Source organism: Cypionkella sp. (genome assembly GCF_034376685.1).
Lineage (GTDB): Bacteria > Pseudomonadota > Alphaproteobacteria > Rhodobacterales > Rhodobacteraceae > Cypionkella.
Map to the genome: position 1 here is coordinate 35663 of NZ_JAXMJJ010000036.1, position 14350 is coordinate 50012.

General features: G+C 62.0%; 19 protein-coding genes, 2 pseudogenes and 1 riboswitch. Of the genes and pseudogenes, 15 read left to right on the top strand and 6 right to left on the bottom strand.

What is annotated here, in order from left to right; translation table 11 throughout:
* Positions 1-6 precede the first annotated feature (6 nt).
* From U1A24_RS07985 to U1A24_RS08005, 5 genes are all read left to right on the top strand, one after another.
* Positions 7-954: a cyclase family protein gene (locus U1A24_RS07985; RefSeq protein WP_322321451.1), complete on the top strand. Its 948-nt coding sequence runs from the start codon at positions 7-9 to the stop codon at positions 952-954.
* A 57-nt stretch (positions 955-1011) separates the two neighbouring features.
* Positions 1012-1665, top strand: a complete 654-nt coding sequence (locus U1A24_RS07990; RefSeq protein ID WP_322321452.1) for a hypothetical protein — start codon at positions 1012-1014, stop codon at positions 1663-1665.
* Between the two features lie 268 nt (positions 1666-1933).
* The gene (locus tag U1A24_RS07995; protein WP_322321453.1) at positions 1934-2509 is read left to right on the top strand and encodes an RBBP9/YdeN family alpha/beta hydrolase; all 576 of its coding nucleotides are present in this window, start codon (positions 1934-1936) and stop codon (positions 2507-2509) included.
* A 10-nt stretch (positions 2510-2519) separates the two neighbouring features.
* Positions 2520-2675 (top strand): hypothetical protein, encoded by a 156-nt coding sequence (locus U1A24_RS08000; protein WP_322321454.1) that lies wholly within the window; start codon positions 2520-2522, stop codon positions 2673-2675.
* Positions 2672-4060: an FAD/NAD(P)-binding protein gene (locus tag U1A24_RS08005; protein ID WP_322321455.1), complete on the top strand. Its 1389-nt coding sequence runs from the start codon at positions 2672-2674 to the stop codon at positions 4058-4060. Before U1A24_RS08000 ends, U1A24_RS08005 begins: the two co-directional genes overlap by 4 nt.
* A 149-nt stretch (positions 4061-4209) precedes the next feature.
* Here U1A24_RS08005 and U1A24_RS08010 read toward each other — a convergent pair whose 3' ends face one another.
* The 4 genes and pseudogenes from U1A24_RS08010 to U1A24_RS21675 all read right to left on the bottom strand — a co-directional run.
* The gene (locus U1A24_RS08010) at positions 4210-4653 is read right to left on the bottom strand and encodes a hypothetical protein (RefSeq protein ID WP_322321456.1); all 444 of its coding nucleotides are present in this window, start codon (positions 4651-4653) and stop codon (positions 4210-4212) included.
* A gap of 265 nt (positions 4654-4918) precedes the next feature.
* Positions 4919-5113, bottom strand: coding sequence for a hypothetical protein (locus tag U1A24_RS08015; protein ID WP_322321457.1), 195 nt, complete (start codon positions 5111-5113; stop codon positions 4919-4921).
* A gap of 280 nt (positions 5114-5393) precedes the next feature.
* Positions 5394-5648, bottom strand: a pseudogene (locus tag U1A24_RS08020) (S8 family serine peptidase); the annotation flags it as partial.
* 178 nt (positions 5649-5826) lie between these two features.
* Positions 5827-6162 (bottom strand): annotated as a pseudogene (locus U1A24_RS21675) (S8 family serine peptidase); the annotation flags it as partial.
* On the opposite strand from U1A24_RS21675, the gene U1A24_RS08025 reads away from it, so the two are divergent.
* The 3 genes from U1A24_RS08025 to U1A24_RS08035 all read left to right on the top strand — a co-directional run bounded on the left by U1A24_RS08025 (position 6118) and on the right by U1A24_RS08035 (position 7404).
* On the top strand, positions 6118-6291 hold the full coding sequence (locus tag U1A24_RS08025) for a hypothetical protein (RefSeq protein ID WP_322321458.1): 174 nt from the start codon (positions 6118-6120) through the stop codon (positions 6289-6291). The pseudogene U1A24_RS21675 and the gene U1A24_RS08025 sit on opposite strands and share 45 nt — an antisense overlap.
* Positions 6292-6763: 472 nt before the next feature.
* Complete coding sequence (locus U1A24_RS08030) at positions 6764-7066, top strand: sigma factor (RefSeq protein ID WP_322321459.1); 303 nt, start codon at positions 6764-6766, stop codon at positions 7064-7066.
* A gap of 125 nt (positions 7067-7191) precedes the next feature.
* Positions 7192-7404, top strand: coding sequence for a hypothetical protein (locus tag U1A24_RS08035; RefSeq protein ID WP_322321460.1), 213 nt, complete (start codon positions 7192-7194; stop codon positions 7402-7404).
* Positions 7405-7530: 126 nt separating this feature from the next.
* Here U1A24_RS08035 and U1A24_RS08040 read toward each other — a convergent pair whose 3' ends face one another.
* Both U1A24_RS08040 and U1A24_RS08045 read right to left on the bottom strand, forming a co-directional pair.
* Entirely contained in the window at positions 7531-7788 is a 258-nt protein-coding gene (locus U1A24_RS08040; RefSeq protein ID WP_322321461.1) for a trimeric intracellular cation channel family protein, read from the bottom strand.
* A gap of 20 nt (positions 7789-7808) precedes the next feature.
* On the bottom strand, positions 7809-7970 hold the full coding sequence (locus tag U1A24_RS08045) for a TRIC cation channel family protein (protein WP_322321462.1): 162 nt from the start codon (positions 7968-7970) through the stop codon (positions 7809-7811).
* Positions 7971-8057: 87 nt separating this feature from the next.
* Positions 8058-8195: riboswitch (TPP riboswitch) on the top strand.
* An 82-nt stretch (positions 8196-8277) separates the two neighbouring features.
* Here U1A24_RS08045 and thiC point away from each other — a divergent pair.
* Genes thiC through U1A24_RS08080 form a run of 7 tightly spaced genes read left to right on the top strand, consistent with a single transcriptional unit; the run spans position 8278 to position 14280 of the window.
* Entirely contained in the window at positions 8278-10107 is a 1830-nt protein-coding gene (gene thiC, locus U1A24_RS08050) for a phosphomethylpyrimidine synthase ThiC (RefSeq protein WP_322321463.1), read from the top strand.
* Positions 10104-11069, top strand: coding sequence for an FAD-dependent oxidoreductase (locus U1A24_RS08055; RefSeq protein ID WP_322321464.1), 966 nt, complete (start codon positions 10104-10106; stop codon positions 11067-11069). Before thiC ends, U1A24_RS08055 begins: the two co-directional genes overlap by 4 nt.
* Positions 11056-11256, top strand: a complete 201-nt coding sequence (thiS, locus tag U1A24_RS08060) for a sulfur carrier protein ThiS (protein WP_416136301.1) — start codon at positions 11056-11058, stop codon at positions 11254-11256. Before U1A24_RS08055 ends, thiS begins: the two co-directional genes overlap by 14 nt.
* A 3-nt stretch (positions 11257-11259) precedes the next feature.
* On the top strand, positions 11260-12045 hold the full coding sequence (locus U1A24_RS08065; protein WP_322321465.1) for a thiazole synthase: 786 nt from the start codon (positions 11260-11262) through the stop codon (positions 12043-12045).
* Positions 12042-12644 (top strand): thiamine phosphate synthase, encoded by a 603-nt coding sequence (locus tag U1A24_RS08070; protein WP_322321466.1) that lies wholly within the window; start codon positions 12042-12044, stop codon positions 12642-12644. The genes U1A24_RS08065 and U1A24_RS08070 overlap by 4 nt, the downstream gene beginning before the upstream one ends.
* Positions 12641-13594, top strand: coding sequence for a HesA/MoeB/ThiF family protein (locus U1A24_RS08075; RefSeq protein ID WP_322321467.1), 954 nt, complete (start codon positions 12641-12643; stop codon positions 13592-13594). The genes U1A24_RS08070 and U1A24_RS08075 overlap by 4 nt, the downstream gene beginning before the upstream one ends.
* On the top strand, positions 13591-14280 hold the full coding sequence (locus tag U1A24_RS08080; RefSeq protein ID WP_322321468.1) for a hydroxymethylpyrimidine/phosphomethylpyrimidine kinase: 690 nt from the start codon (positions 13591-13593) through the stop codon (positions 14278-14280). Before U1A24_RS08075 ends, U1A24_RS08080 begins: the two co-directional genes overlap by 4 nt.
* Positions 14281-14350: the final 70 nt, after the last annotated feature.

Consider the following 14350-nt stretch of genomic DNA (forward strand, 5'->3'; position numbering starts at 1 on the left):
TCAAACATGAAAGGCACTGCAATGAACCTGAAGACGTTTCTACCCATCGCCCCGCTGTTTGCTCTGGCGCTTACCACCCCGGTCCGCGCCGAAGAGCCTGGCCTCTGGCAGGTCTACAACGACACCTTCAAATCGGCGAAATACGTTGATCTGACCCACACGATCACCCCCGATATCCCGGTCTGGAGCGGTTTTGGAAATTCCACCTTCTCGCCTGCCAAAGCGGGCACCGACCTCGATGGCTACGCGGCGAAAGGCGAGGTGTTCACATTTGAAAAACACGGGTTTGAGGCCACAAACTATGTCCTGCAAACCGACCAGCTTGGCACCCAGCTGGACCCACCCGCGCATTGGGCTCCGGAATATCCCGCGATTGATGAGCTGCCCGCCACCTACACCATCCGCCCGCTGGTGGTCATCAACATCGAAGATAAGGTGGAAAAAGACTTTGGCTATGCACTGCAAGTCTCTGACATCACAGATTTTGAAGCCCAGTATGGCACAATTCCCGAAGGATCGGTGGTCTTCGTCCGCTCGGGCTGGTCAAAAGATTGGCCAGACCCCGAACTTGCCAAGCGCAAACCTTTCCCCGGTGTCGGTCTGGATGCGCTGAAATTTCTGCATCTGGAGCGCAAGATCCTGTTCCACGGTCACGAGCCCTTGGACACCGATGCCACCCCGACATTGGAAGGCGAATACTGGCTGATGCACAACGGCTTTGCACAGGCCGAGGGCGTGGCAAACCTTGATAAAGTGCCCCCAGTCGGCGCGCTGGTCGCCATCGGCTTTCCGAAGTTTGGCGGCGGCTTGGGTGGCTATGCTCGCTACATCGCGATCTGCCCACCGGATTGGCAATATGGCATCTCGGTGGGTGAAGTGGCCGAAGCGCCGCTGCCGAAATCCGATAAGCCGCTTGCCTTCGATCCAGCGCGCGGGATGCGTGTGCGGCAATAACAGCTACGGCCAGCCGCCACATGGTCGGCTGGCCCTTCTATCCTCAAAGGACACCAAATGCCCGTGACACAAGCCAATCCGACGCTCGATCCACTGTCACCCGACCTGCTGAATCGCTGGCGGCGCATCCCGGTTGCCGTGGCGGTTGATCTGGCCCCCAGCCAGCAAATCAGCCCGCAAATTCGGCCCCTGTGCCCCGCTGGCCAGCAGCCTCGCCTTTGCGCGCGCGCCGTCACCGCCTATTGTGTCGCCCCCGATTTCGGCGCGGTGCTGCATGCCATCGGACAGACTGGCCCCGGTCAGGTGCTGGTGATCGCCGCCGCGGGCCATGCCACCAACGCGATGATCGGTGATGTGCTGGGCGGGCAGTTGCACGCGCAGGGCGCTGCCGGGATCATCTGCGATGGGGCGATCCGCGACACTGCCACGCTGGCGGGCCTTGCCGATTTCTCTGTCTATAGCCGCTCTGTCACCCCACGCGGCCCAACGAGTGCTGCACATGGTGCGGTGAACATCGCGGTCAGTGTGGGTGGCTGTGTGGTGCAGCCCGGCGATCTGATCCTAGGCGATGATGATGGGTTGATCGCTCTCCCTGTTGACCGTCTCGCCGAACTGATCGAGGCCGCCGAAGCCAAACTGGTGCTGGAAGCCGAATGGAGCCGCCGCCTTGCGGCTGGAGATCCGGTCAGCAGCATCTTTGGCATCGACTAAACCTCGGCCCGTCTGCGCAGGCTTAGCCTCGCCCCCAAGAATAGCACCGGTTTGAACGCAATGCTCCTCAGCGGCCGATCAGGCCGATCCTAGATGGCGCAATGAAGACTCATCACCCGGTCGTCGGGTGCTTGCCCATGTCGGGAAGCGGTCTGCGTTCAAATTCAGCCCCGACACAGGCAATACATTCCCCCACCCAACCGATCTTTGGAAAAATAAATCACGATTAGTTTGATAGAGTAATTATAAGCAACAACGTGAGGCTGCTATGGTGAAAACGCTTCTGGTTCCCGGTCTGGATGGATCACTCGCGCCACATTGGCAGCATTGGTGGGCCGCAACCGATACCCAAGCGCTGATGGTCGATCTCTCTGATCCCGCGCGCCCCGATCCCGTGCGGTGGGAGGCGGAACTCGCAGGCACTATCCTGCGCCACCCCGGCGCGGTGCTGGTTGGCCACAGCCTCGGTGCCGTCCTGATCGCCCGCGTTCTGAACGCCTGGCCGCAACTGAACGTCCGCGGGGCCCTGTTGGTCGCCCCCGCCGAACCCGACGGTCAGCCGCGTATTCAAAGCTTTGCACCAATCCGCGAACTGCCGCTGCACGTTCCGGCCACGGTGGTTGCCAGCCGCAACGATCCTTGGATGCGCTTCCCCCGTGCCCGCCAGCTTGCGGCAACCTGGCAGGCCGATCTGATCGATCTCGGTTTTGCTGGCCATATCAACACCGACGCAGGCTTCGGTCCTTGGCCCGCGGGCAAGCAGCTGCGCGATGATTTGCTGCTGCAATCAGCGCCCCGCCTGCCCATCCGGCACGCCGCCGTTTCACTTTCCCCCCAACGATAGGAGACATCCGATGTTCTACTGCGGTTATGATCCCGGTCTTGAGGCCTACCTTGCCAGCCAAGGCATCGACACTCCCCCCGCGCCTGCTGAACCCGCGCATATTTGGGCGGCCTCGGCGCTGCTGGCGATCACCATCGTCAGCCTGATTGCCATAGGTCTGGTATGAAAGACCTGTTCACCCCCCCGACCTCGGGCAACGGCCCTTCGGCCAATCTGTCCTCCGGCCCGCCGAAAGGCGCGCATGTCGCCATCATCGGCGGCGGTGCCAGCGGCGTGCTGATGGCCGTGCATCTGCTACGGCAACCCAGCACCGCCCGTGTCACGCTGATTGAACGCTCGGGCGCGATGGGCACTGGCGTCGCCTATAGCACCATCGACCCCGAGCATCTGCTGAACACCCGCGTCCATAACATGAGCGGTTTCTCCGAGGACTCACAGCATTTCCATGCTTGGCTGCAACGCCACCAGGACACCACGGTCAGCGATCAAGGCTTTGTCAGCCGGGCCACCTATGGCAGTTATCTCGGCGCGCTTCTGGCTGAATGGGATGCCGACCCCCGCCTGACCCGCATCTATCAACACGTCACCGATCTGACCGAAAGCGACTCTGGCGTCATCCTGCATCTTGCCAATGGCCAAACCTTGCAAGCCGACCGCGCCGTGCTGGCAACCGGTCATGTCGTCCCCGACCAAGCCCGCGAATGGCCGCTGACCGACGGTTGGACTCCCCAGGAGCCGCCACCGCCGCAATCGCGCATCATCATCATCGGCTCGGGTCTGTCGATGGTGGATCAGGTGCTGACAATCCTGCGCTCGGGCCACACCGGGCCGATCCTGTCGCTGTCGCGCCGAGGCCTGTTGCCGCGCGATCACACCGCCACCAAGCCGATGCACCTCGACAGCAAACACCTGCCGCACGGGGCGACGGCTTCAACCCTGCTGGCATGGGCCCGCGGTCTGGCCCGCGCCGCCATCGCTCAGGGCGGCACATGGCGCGATGCCATCGATGGCATCCGTCCGCATGTCGCAACCCTGTGGCGCGGTCTGCCGGTGCCCGAGCGCGCCCGCTTTCTGCGCCACGCCGCGACATGGTGGGACGTGCACCGCCACCGCATCCCACCGCAATCACAGGCCGCCTTGCATCAGGCCATTCTGGACGGTCAACTCACCATCCGCAAAGCCGCCTTCCAAGACGCCGTTGTGCGGCCCGAGGGTGGTTTTTTCGCCTATATTCGTCCCTTCGGCAGCAAACAGACCGATGCAATCACCGCTTCGCGCATCATTGATTGCCGGGGTATCCGCCGCGATCCCGAAAGGAATGCCTCGCCCTTGGTGGCCAGCCTGCTGGCCCAAAAGGCCGCCCGCATCGACCCGTTGCGCATCGGGCTCGAGGTCGATGGCCAATGCCGCCTGATCCGTCAAGACGGCTCGGTCAGCCCGCGCATTCATGTCATAGGCCCCGCCTCGCGCGCAGCGTTCTGGGAGATCACCGCCATCCCCGACATCCGCGAACAGGTCGCTCGTCTGGCCGTCGATATCGCGGTGATTTAAATCGCCATTTCAACCCAGATGCTTGGACGCAAGACAGCTACTGCAAACCAAGCGCTTAGCGGCGCAATGGCTTGACCAGCCAATGATGGGTCCAGATGAAAAGCGGGATGCAACCTGAATTGCACCCCGCAAAAAACTGCTTATGTCGTTCAGAGGAAGTCAAAACTCGTTTGGTCGTCGAACTTGATATGATTGCCGAGATCGAAGGGTTGGGTGGCACCTTCAAGACGCATCGTCTGCCCACCAACGTAAATGGTTGCTCCGGTCCTATCCGAGGAGACAGCAATATCGCCGAAGTCGAGACCGCGAGAGGCCAGGAATAGGATCTCGTCGACCTGTGCGGCAGAGAAACCTGTCACCCGGTCGCCAGTGCCGAAGACAAAGCTATCGCCGCCAAACCCGCCGATCATGACCTCGCGACCGGCGTCACCAAGCATGCGATCATCGCCGAGCTCGCCCTCGATGCGCTCATTTCCTGCGCCACCTTTCACCGTGCCATTGCCGCCAAGCGAGCGGATTGTATCTTTGCCCCCTAAACCATTCATCGCATTGGCTGCAGCAGTACCGTCAGCGTGCGTGCCATTCAGGGTCACTGGGTCGGGCGGTGGTGGGGTGACGCCACCATTGGGAGTCCACTTGCCTGTCGCATCATAGATCGGTGAGGTGCCGGCACACAGCGCGACGTCGGAAAGCAGAGTTTTCTCTAGTTGTAGTTCAGCATTGGCCCACCAACGCCCAAAGCGGGCTTTCGGAGATATACATGAAGTTGCAGCCGTTCTTGGAGTGATCCGGGTCCACCTCCAACGCGTTGGCAGACGTGACGCCAAAGGTTGTCACTTGGCCAAGCCGTGGTCACACTCAGACCGATGATCGAAACTGCTCCGCCGTTAGAAGCACCGTGAGGAGGTTGATGGCACCCGGAGCGGTGGACAGGGGAATGGTGTCAGTGGCGGCAAACCAGACGCGGCCAACCTCGACCGTTACCGTATTGCCGTTTTCCTGAAATTGAAGCGCTTTGCCGATCTGGTTGCAGCGCAGATTAGTCGTTGTCATTCTTCCAATCCTTTCGCTGGATGTTGCTAGGGGAGTATCTGTTCCGCCTTCACAATGCGCGTAGCCAGGGATCTATGCCCGGAAGAAGGAAAGATTCTGTAATACTCGGTTTTCTGAGTCTTTGTATCTGCTCATTGATAAAAGCCGAAGCCGCACCAGCATCGGTTTGTGACAAATCGGGCTGTCAGGGAAGGCCCCGCTGATATATCGAAGCGGACCCGCTTCAACTTCAAGAATTCAGGCCAAGGGCAAGGCCAGGAGCGCATACAAGATCAGCGGCCTACCCCCCAGCCTTGCCGCAAAGCTCTGACAGCAACAGTACACCTGCACCGAATACCTCATCTGCGCCCTTGGCACCAACGTTGCTGATCAGTGCACGCAAGCGTTCCACGGCGGTGGCAGGGGTCATCAGAGGATCGCCCGACATCAGGATGGCCACGGCGGCGGCGGCAAAAGGCGCTGCATAAGACGGTCCGTTGCACGGCTTGACGCCCTTTGCCAACGCCGCCGACCAGACTTCGACACCTGGCGCCGCACATCGAGGTGTGGGCCGCGCTGAGCATGCCGATAGATCCGGTCACGGCCATCCACCGTAGGTAGCGCAAGCGCAGTATTCGCCGCCGCAGGCCAAGACGGACGTGCCGCAGGGCCACAGCGTTCCCGGCGGCTGCCACAACAAGCATCCCGCCTTCTTCGACCGTTGCGAGCATCGCGCTCAGAACCCCGTTTTCTCGGCCCGTGAGCGACAAGCTCACAACCCGCACATCACGCCGTGCTAGCAGGTCTAGCGCGTGCCCCAGATGCACTACTTCCGCACGTTCGTCCCCGCCCTTGTGGGAAAAGATGTCAACCGCGACAATCTTCGCTTCAGGCCGCAAACCGGGTGCCCGCGCCTCGGTCTTAACCAAAAGAGCCACAACGGCAGTGCTGTGGGTCTCGCCTGAGGCGGGTAAATCTTCATCCGACATGCGGACAAAATCAATCTGCGCATCCCCAAGGCCAGCATGGTCAAGATTCACGCTGGTGTCGATGACGCCGATCTCGATCATCGCCTGACGGTCGCGCAGGCGCAACACTGGCCATACGATCTGGTTCAGAACACCGCAGTTCAGATGCTGGCAGAACGCGGGCGCGGCGATCACATCAGCTTTGGGGCGGCTGCGGGGATGGCATCCTGACCCACTCGGAAGTAGCGATCGAAATCCGCGCTACGACCAGTTTCCAACGCTCGCGTGCAACCTCCAGCGACAGCCCTCTGGGCGACTTCAGCCGATGCTGTGCCGGACCGCTGCGCGTCGCCATCACCACCATCGTTGTCGTCGGCAAAAGTTGGGCCAGCGAAATCCATGCTCGAACCCAGGGGCAAAATCGAGTTCAGCTCCAACATGCAACGGTTTCGAGGGTAAGCAGGACAACAGAGCGGGCGTTGTTGTTCATTTTCTCGGACCCGTTCCTTGGCAAGCAGAGGACTGCTCCATTGCTTTCAGGCAAAACGCGTTTACGCGGCACCCTATTTCCGAAGATGCGAGAAAGTCCCAGTTATGATCGGGTGGCACCACAAAATCGAAAAGGAAGCTGTTTGCACTTCAACCGCAGAGAGTAGACCCAATAGCAGGGCCGTTGTCGCAGTAGGCAGCAATGGAGGTTTTCGTGCCCAGCCAGTTTCAATGTTACCTTTTCGCCGCTGTGCCAAAGCCGCGATGTTTTGCGATAAGCCTGACCGGCAATGCGACCGATGGCGACGATCTTGTGCAGTCGGCGTGCGGGAAGGCGCTGCGCAATCACGATCAAGTCCAGATCGGCACGCGGTTTGACAGTTGGGTGTACCGCATCGTTCAGACGCTGTGGCTGGACGATATACGCAAGCGCAAAGTGTGTGGCCCCATCCTTGACCCGGACGATATACGGTCGGTGACGAAGGCAAAGGCGCCCGTCTGCCCGAAGATCGCATGATGCTTTCCAGTGCCGCTTCGGCAATAGTGGCCCTGCCAGAGCCACAGCGCACGGCGCTTTCACTGGTGGCGATTGGGGCCTTGAGCTATCAAGAGGCGGAGTGATCGACCGCGCGGCAGGCCGCATTGACACTGCCCAGAGCTGCCGCTCCGTCACTGGCTAGGACCGTCGAAGCCGCCATTGCCGAAGTGATCGCTGCAGGCACGAATCCAGGTTTTGTGCCTGCCGGCGGAACCGAGATCGACACGCTTACGCAATGTATAGAACGATCGAGTGCGCCCGTGCTGCTGGATCTGACCACCGAAACGGCGGTGATGGCGCAGGGCTGGACGCGCTGACCAGCGCGGTTCTTGTAACCTATAGGTCGTCCGGGTTCCTGCCCTTCCGTGGGCGATAAACCGGAAGCGCCCAGTCCAGCGAGATCGCCAAGCTGCGGATCGCAAAAGCCAAAGCTGCGCCGAATGTCATCGCAGCCGACTGCGGAATACCAAGTGGCTGCACAGCCACAAAGGCAGTCGCACCGATGACGGACGCCGTAACATAGATTTCGCGGCGCAGGACGATGATGGTTCATGACCCAAGAGATCGCGAATGATCCCGCCAACCGAGGCCGTCACCACGCCCATCACAATAGCGACCAACATGCCCGCCCCGGCATCCGTCGCCTTGGCAGTGCCCATAACCGTCACCAAAGCCATGCCAATAGCATCCAGCCACAGCAACAACCGACAGCGTGACGAAATCAGATGGGCAGTAAATGCACGATCCCGGTAGCAATCAGGCAAACCGCAATCGGGACCGGATCAATCACCCAGAACACTGGCTGGCCCAGTAGCAGGTCGGGTACCGCCCCACCGCCGACACCTGCGGTTGCGCCAAGCCAAAGGAAGCCAAGGAAATCCATTTCCTTGCGCGAAACAACCAGCGCCCTGCTCAAGATTCAGGGCGCAAACAGCCCGGTTGACGCCGGGTGAGACGCTGCCTAGACTGCCCATACTGTCGGGGGAGTCCTGCCTAAAGGACTGAGAGGCTGATGACAGGACAAACAGCAATGTTTGGCCTGCGGTGAAGCGACCCTTTGAACCTGACCCAGTTCATACTGGCGTAGGAAGCACAAATGGTCGCTCTTTTCCACGCTATGGCGGGGGCGATTTCGGGGCACTCCCGGCTTCTTTCCCTTTTTGACGGGTCATCAACGCAAAGAGGCTTTGATGAACCAAATTGACCCTATTCCCACCGCTGCCACAACTGTGCCCGTGGTGACAACCGGGGCGTTACCAGCCTCGAGCAAAGTGCATTTGCCGGGGGCGATCTTTCCCGATCTGCGCGTGCCGATGCGGCAAATCGCGGTGCATCCTTCGGCGGGTGAACCGCCGGTGATGGTCTATGACAGCTCGGGGCCCTACACTGACCCCACGACTGTCACCGATATTGCAGCGGGGCTGGCGGGTATTCGCGCAGGCTGGATCGCTGCGCGTGCCGATTGTGAAACCTACCCCCGTCGCAGCATCACCCCAGCCGACAATGGCTTTGCCACCGGCGCACGCCTGACGGCAGAGTTTCCGCAAAAACCGCAGCCGTTGCGGGCCAAGTCGGGCGCGGTCACGCAGTTGGCCTATGCCCGGGCCGGGATTATCACACCGGAAATGGAATATGTGGCGATCCGGGAAAACCTTGGCCGGGTGCCGCCGCAAGCAGCTCTGATCCGCGACGGCCATGACTGGGGTGCGGCAATCCCGGACTACTTCACCGCCGAATTCGTCCGGCAAGAAATCGCGGCGGGGCGGGCGATCATTCCCGCCAACATCAACCACCCCGAGTTGGAGCCGATGATCATCGGGCGCAATTTCGCGGTGAAGATCAATGCCAACATGGGTACATCCGCCGTCACCTCGTCGATGGAGGAAGAGGTCGACAAGCTGGTCTGGTCGATCCGCTGGGGCGCCGATACGGTGATGGATCTGTCTACCGGGCGCAACATCCACAACACCCGCGAATGGATCGTGCGCAACAGCCCGGTGCCGATTGGCACGGTGCCGCTGTATCAGGCTTTGGAAAAGGTCGATGGCATTGCCGAAAACCTGACATGGGAAATCTACCGTGACACGCTGATCGAACAGGCCGAACAGGGGGTGGATTACTTCACCATCCACGCAGGCGTCCGTCTGGCCTATATCCATCTGACGGTGGACCGGGTGACAGGGATCGTGTCACGCGGCGGCTCGATCATGGCGAAATGGTGCCTGCATCATCACAAGGAAAGCTTCCTCTACACCCATTTCGATGAGATTTGCGACATCATGCGGGCCTATGACGTCTCATTCTCCTTGGGTGATGGCTTGCGGCCTGGTTCCATCGCCGATGCCAATGACGCGGCACAGTTTGCCGAGTTGGAAACCTTGGGCGAGCTGACCAAGATCGCATGGGCGAAGGATTGTCAGGTGATGATCGAAGGTCCGGGTCACGTGGCGATGCACAAGATCAAAGCCAATATGGACAAGCAACTGGCAACCTGTGGCGAGGCCCCGTTCTACACGCTCGGGCCGCTGACCACCGATATCGCACCGGGCTATGACCATATCACCAGCGCGATCGGGGCGGCGATGATCGGTTGGTTTGGCACCGCGATGCTCTGCTATGTGACGCCAAAGGAACATCTGGGCCTGCCCGACCGCAATGATGTGAAGGTGGGTGTGATCACTTACAAGATCGCAGCCCATGCCGCCGATCTGGCCAAGGGCCTGCCGGGGGCGCAGGCGCGCGATGATGCCCTGTCGCGGGCGCGGTTTGAATTTCGTTGGGAGGATCAGTTCAACCTGTCGCTCGATCCCGATACCGCGCGATCTTTCCACGATGAAACCCTGCCGAAAGACGCGCATAAGACGGCGCATTTCTGTTCGATGTGCGGGCCGAAGTTCTGTTCGATGCGGATCAGCCATGACATTCGCGCAGAAGCTCAGAAAGACGGCATGGCGGCGATGGCGGCGAAGTTCCGTGAGAAAGGCGAGATCTATTTGCCCGCCGAGGAGGTCAGCCCATGATCACCGTTCTGGGTGCGGGGGTGGCGGGTCTCTGCGTCGCCACCGCCTTGGCCGAGCGCGGTGTGGCCGTGCAGGTGGTTGACGCAGGCCCCGATCCGCTGCTTGCGCAAGCCACCGGGGCAAGCTGGCTGGCCGGGGGCATGTTGGCCGCTCAGGTTGAGGCCGAAGACGCCCCGTCAGAAGTCGCGCATCTTGCCGAAGGTGCTGCGAATTGGTGGCACAATCGGGTGCCAGGGGTGCAGTCGCGCGGGATGCTGGTGGTGGCCGCCGCGCGCGATCAGGCCGAATTGGCCCGCTTTGCGCAGCGCACTACCGGGCATAACCGGATCGGGGCTGATGATCTGGCCGCATTGGAACCCGATCTGGCTGGGCGTTTTGCAACCGGGCTCTACTACCGTGCTGCAGCGCATCTTGATCCGGCGACGGCTCTCATCGCTCTCACCCAAGGCCTGCGCCGCCAAGGCGTGTCCCTGCGCTATGGCACCCGCGCCCAGCCCAACCCCGGCGACGTCGATTGTCGCGGCCTTGCCGCCCGCGCGCATCTGCCCGGATTACGACCGGTGCGCGGCGAGATGCTGGTGCTTTACAGCCCTGAGGTGCGGCTGTTGCGGCCAGTGCGACTGCTGCATCCGCGCTTTCCGCTTTACATCGTGCCGCGTGGTGACGGGCGTTTCATGCTTGGGGCGACGATGCTGGAAAGCGATGATGCAGGGCCGATTTCCGCCCGCAGCATGATGGAACTGCTGTCCGCCGCCGTCACCCTGCATCCGGCTTTTGCCGAGTCGGCGATTGTGGCAACGGGCGTGGGCTTGCGCCCGGCCTTTGCCGATAACCTGCCGCGCGTGACGCAGGCGGGGGGCATCTGGCATTTGAACGGGCTTTACCGCCACGGCTTTCTGACAGCCCCGGCCTTGGCCCTGCAACTCGTCGCAAGTATGGAGCCGTGCCATGCTGTGCATTGAGGTGAACGGGGTGCCGCATCAGGTGCAAGCACACACCCTTCAGCAAGTGTTGGCCGAGTTGGGTCATGCTGCCGCCCCGGTGGCGACGGCGGTGAACGGCAGCTTTGTCGCAGCCGCCAACCGCGCTCAGATCGCGCTTCAGCCGGGCGACCGGATCGAAGTGCTCTCGCCGATGCAGGGGGGATAAGCCATGCAGATTTATGGCGTTACTTTGCCGTCAAGGCTGTTACTTGGCACCGCGCAATACCCGTCGCCACAGGTCTTGGTGCAAGCGATTGACGCATCCGGGGCAGGGCTTGTTACCGTATCTTTGCGGCGTGAAACCGCGCGCGGCGGCGATGGTGCGGGCTTTTGGCCGCTGCTGCACGCCAGCGGTTGCCGCATTCTGCCCAACACCGCCGGGTGCCATTCGGTGCGCGAAGCGGTGACCACCGCTCATATGGCGCGCGATCTTTTTGGCACGGCTTGGATCAAGCTAGAGGTGATCGGCCATGCCGACACCCTGCAACCCGACCCATTCGCGCTGGTCGAGGCCGCTCGGATTCTGGCCACCGATGGTTTTCAGATTTTCCCCTATACCACCGATGATCTGGTGGTCGGTGAGAAGCTGCTGGAAGCCGGTTGTGAGGTGCTGATGCCTTGGGCCTCTCCCATCGGCTCGGCGCAAGGGTTGCGACATGTGGCGGCACTGGTAACGATGCGGGCGCATTTTGCCGGGGTGCCGCTAATTGTCGATGCCGGGATCGGCGTTCCCAGCCATGCGGCGCAAGCGCTGGAGCTGGGTTTTGATGCGGTGCTGGTGAACACCGCCGTGGCACGGGCGGGCGATCCGGTGGCGATGGCGCGGGCCTTCGGCCAGGCCGTAGAGGCGGGGCGCATGGCGTATCAGGCCGGGCCAATGCTGCCACGCGATATGGCGGTGCCCTCGACCCCGATCTTTGGCATGGCCAATCTGGGCAGCGGAGGCGGGCGATGATCTTGCCACGATTTTACCCGGTGCTGCCCGATGCGGTTTGGGTCAAGAAAGCGGTGCGCTGCGGCGCGCGGTTGGTGCAGCTGCGATTCAAGGGGGCATTGGCCGAGGTGCCTGATCAGATCGGCACAGCGCAAGCGGCTTGCGCGCGCTTTGGCGCGCAGCTGGTGGTGAACGATCACTGGCAGGCGGCTTTGTCGTCAGGGGCGAATTTTGTGCATCTGGGCCAAGAGGACCTCGACAGTGCCGATCTGCCTGCTCTGGCGCGCGCGGGAGTGCGCTTGGGGATCTCCAGCCATGATCGCGCCGAGCTGGCGCGCGCCTTGGCACTGAACCCGGCCTATGTCGCGCTGGGCCCGATCTATCCGACCACGCTCAAGGTGATGAAATGGCAGTCGCAAGGGTTGGAGCGACTGGCGCTTTGGCGGCAGTTGGCGGGCAACATCCCGCTGGTGGCGATTGGGGGGCTGACCCTGTCGCGCCTGCCGGGGGTGTTTGCAGCAGGCGCAGACAGTGCAGCGGTCGTGACCGATCTGATCACCGCTGCTGATCCCGAAGCCCGCATCAAGGATTGGCTCGCCGCCTGCGAGGTCGCGCCATGAGTCGTTATATCCGCCAGACCGTGCTGGCCGAAATCGGTGTTGCCGGGCAACAGAGACTGGCCGAAGCCAAGGTCTTGGTCGTCGGCGCGGGCGGCTTGGCGGCTGCGCTGTTGCCCTTGCTTGCGGGGGCAGGGGTCGGCCAAATCACCGTGCTCGACCCCGATCTGATCGAGGACCACAACCTGCACCGCCAGACCTTCTTCACCACGGACGATCTGGGGAAACCCAAGGCACTGGTGATGGCGCTGCGCTTACTGGCGCTGAATCCCGACATCTGGGTCACGGCACATTGCATGGCGCTCACCCCTGAAAACGCAGATGATCTGGTGGCGCAGGCCGATGTTGTGGTGGATGCAGCCGACAGCCTGATGGCGACCTATGTGCTGTCGGATCAATGCTTGTCCGCCGGGGTGCCGCTGATCAGTGCCTCGGTGCAGGGTATGGCGGGCTATGCGGGGGGGTTTTGTGCCAGTGCGCCCAGCTATCGCGCGCTGTTTCCCGATCCGCCGGGGGGCGAGGCGAGCTGCGCAACGGCGGGCGTGATGGGGCCGGTGGCGGCGCTGCTGGGGGCCTGTCAGGCGCAGATGGTGCTGGCGCAACTGTTGGGTTTGGCCGCCTCACCGTTGGGCCAGTTGGTCCGGTTCGATCTGACCAATTATCGCAGCAGCACGATCCGCTTTGATGTGGCCCGCGAACCAACCAGCTTTCCGCCGTTCTTGTCGCCAAGGCAGCTTACCCCACAGGATCGGGTCTACGATGTGCGCGACGCCTGCGAAGCCCCGGTAATCGCCGATTTCGCCCAGAGGCTCGGGCATGGCGTGAACCCGATTGTGCCAGAAAACGGGCGGTTGGTCTTTGGTTGCCGCAGCGGGCTGCGGGCTTGGCGGTTGGCCAATCTTTGGGCGGCGCAGGGCGTAACGCGGCTTGGGTTGATGGCCTTTGCTCCATGAGCAGGGTGTTGATCATCGCAGGCAGCGACCCCAGCGGCGGCGCGGGCATGGCGCGCGATCTGGAAACACTGGCGTTGCATGGCGTCAGCTCTGCCATCGCGCTAACCACGATCACGGTCCAGACCGATGCGGGTGTGACCGCGACGCATCCGCTGGCGCCCACCTTGGTGGCTGCCCAGATTGCGGCCGCTCTGGTGGGGGGCGTAGCGGCGGTCAAGATTGGCCTGTTGCACAGCGCCGATATAGTGGCGGCGGTGGTGCAGGCATTGGACGGAGTTGCGGCCCCGGTGGTGCTGGATCCGGTCTGGCGGAGCAGCTCCGGGGCCATGCTGTTGGATACGTCAGGTCAGGCGGCTTTGCAGCAGGCTCTGATCCCAAGGGTCAGCCTTGTCACCCCGAACCTGCTAGAGATCGCCGCAATGCCGGGCTGTGCAGCGGCCGCGGCGATGTTGCTTAAGGGTGGTCATGGTGTGGGCGTGCAGGCGGTGGATCAGCTCTGGGTCGCCGGGACACTGCGCGCCGAGTTCAGCCGTCCGCGCCATTCCGGCACCATGCGCGGCACAGGGTGCGCGCTCGCCTCTGCCATCGCCTGCCGTCTGGCGCTGGGGCAGGATTTGGCAACAGCTTGTGAGGGGGCAGGGGATTGGCTGAACACACGCATCGCTGCGGTCTCTGTCAAATTCTAGCTTGGACCCCACGGCAGCCAATAGCACATCGCAAGCCTCGCATAAAAAGCGCCCCGACCGTTTCCAGCCG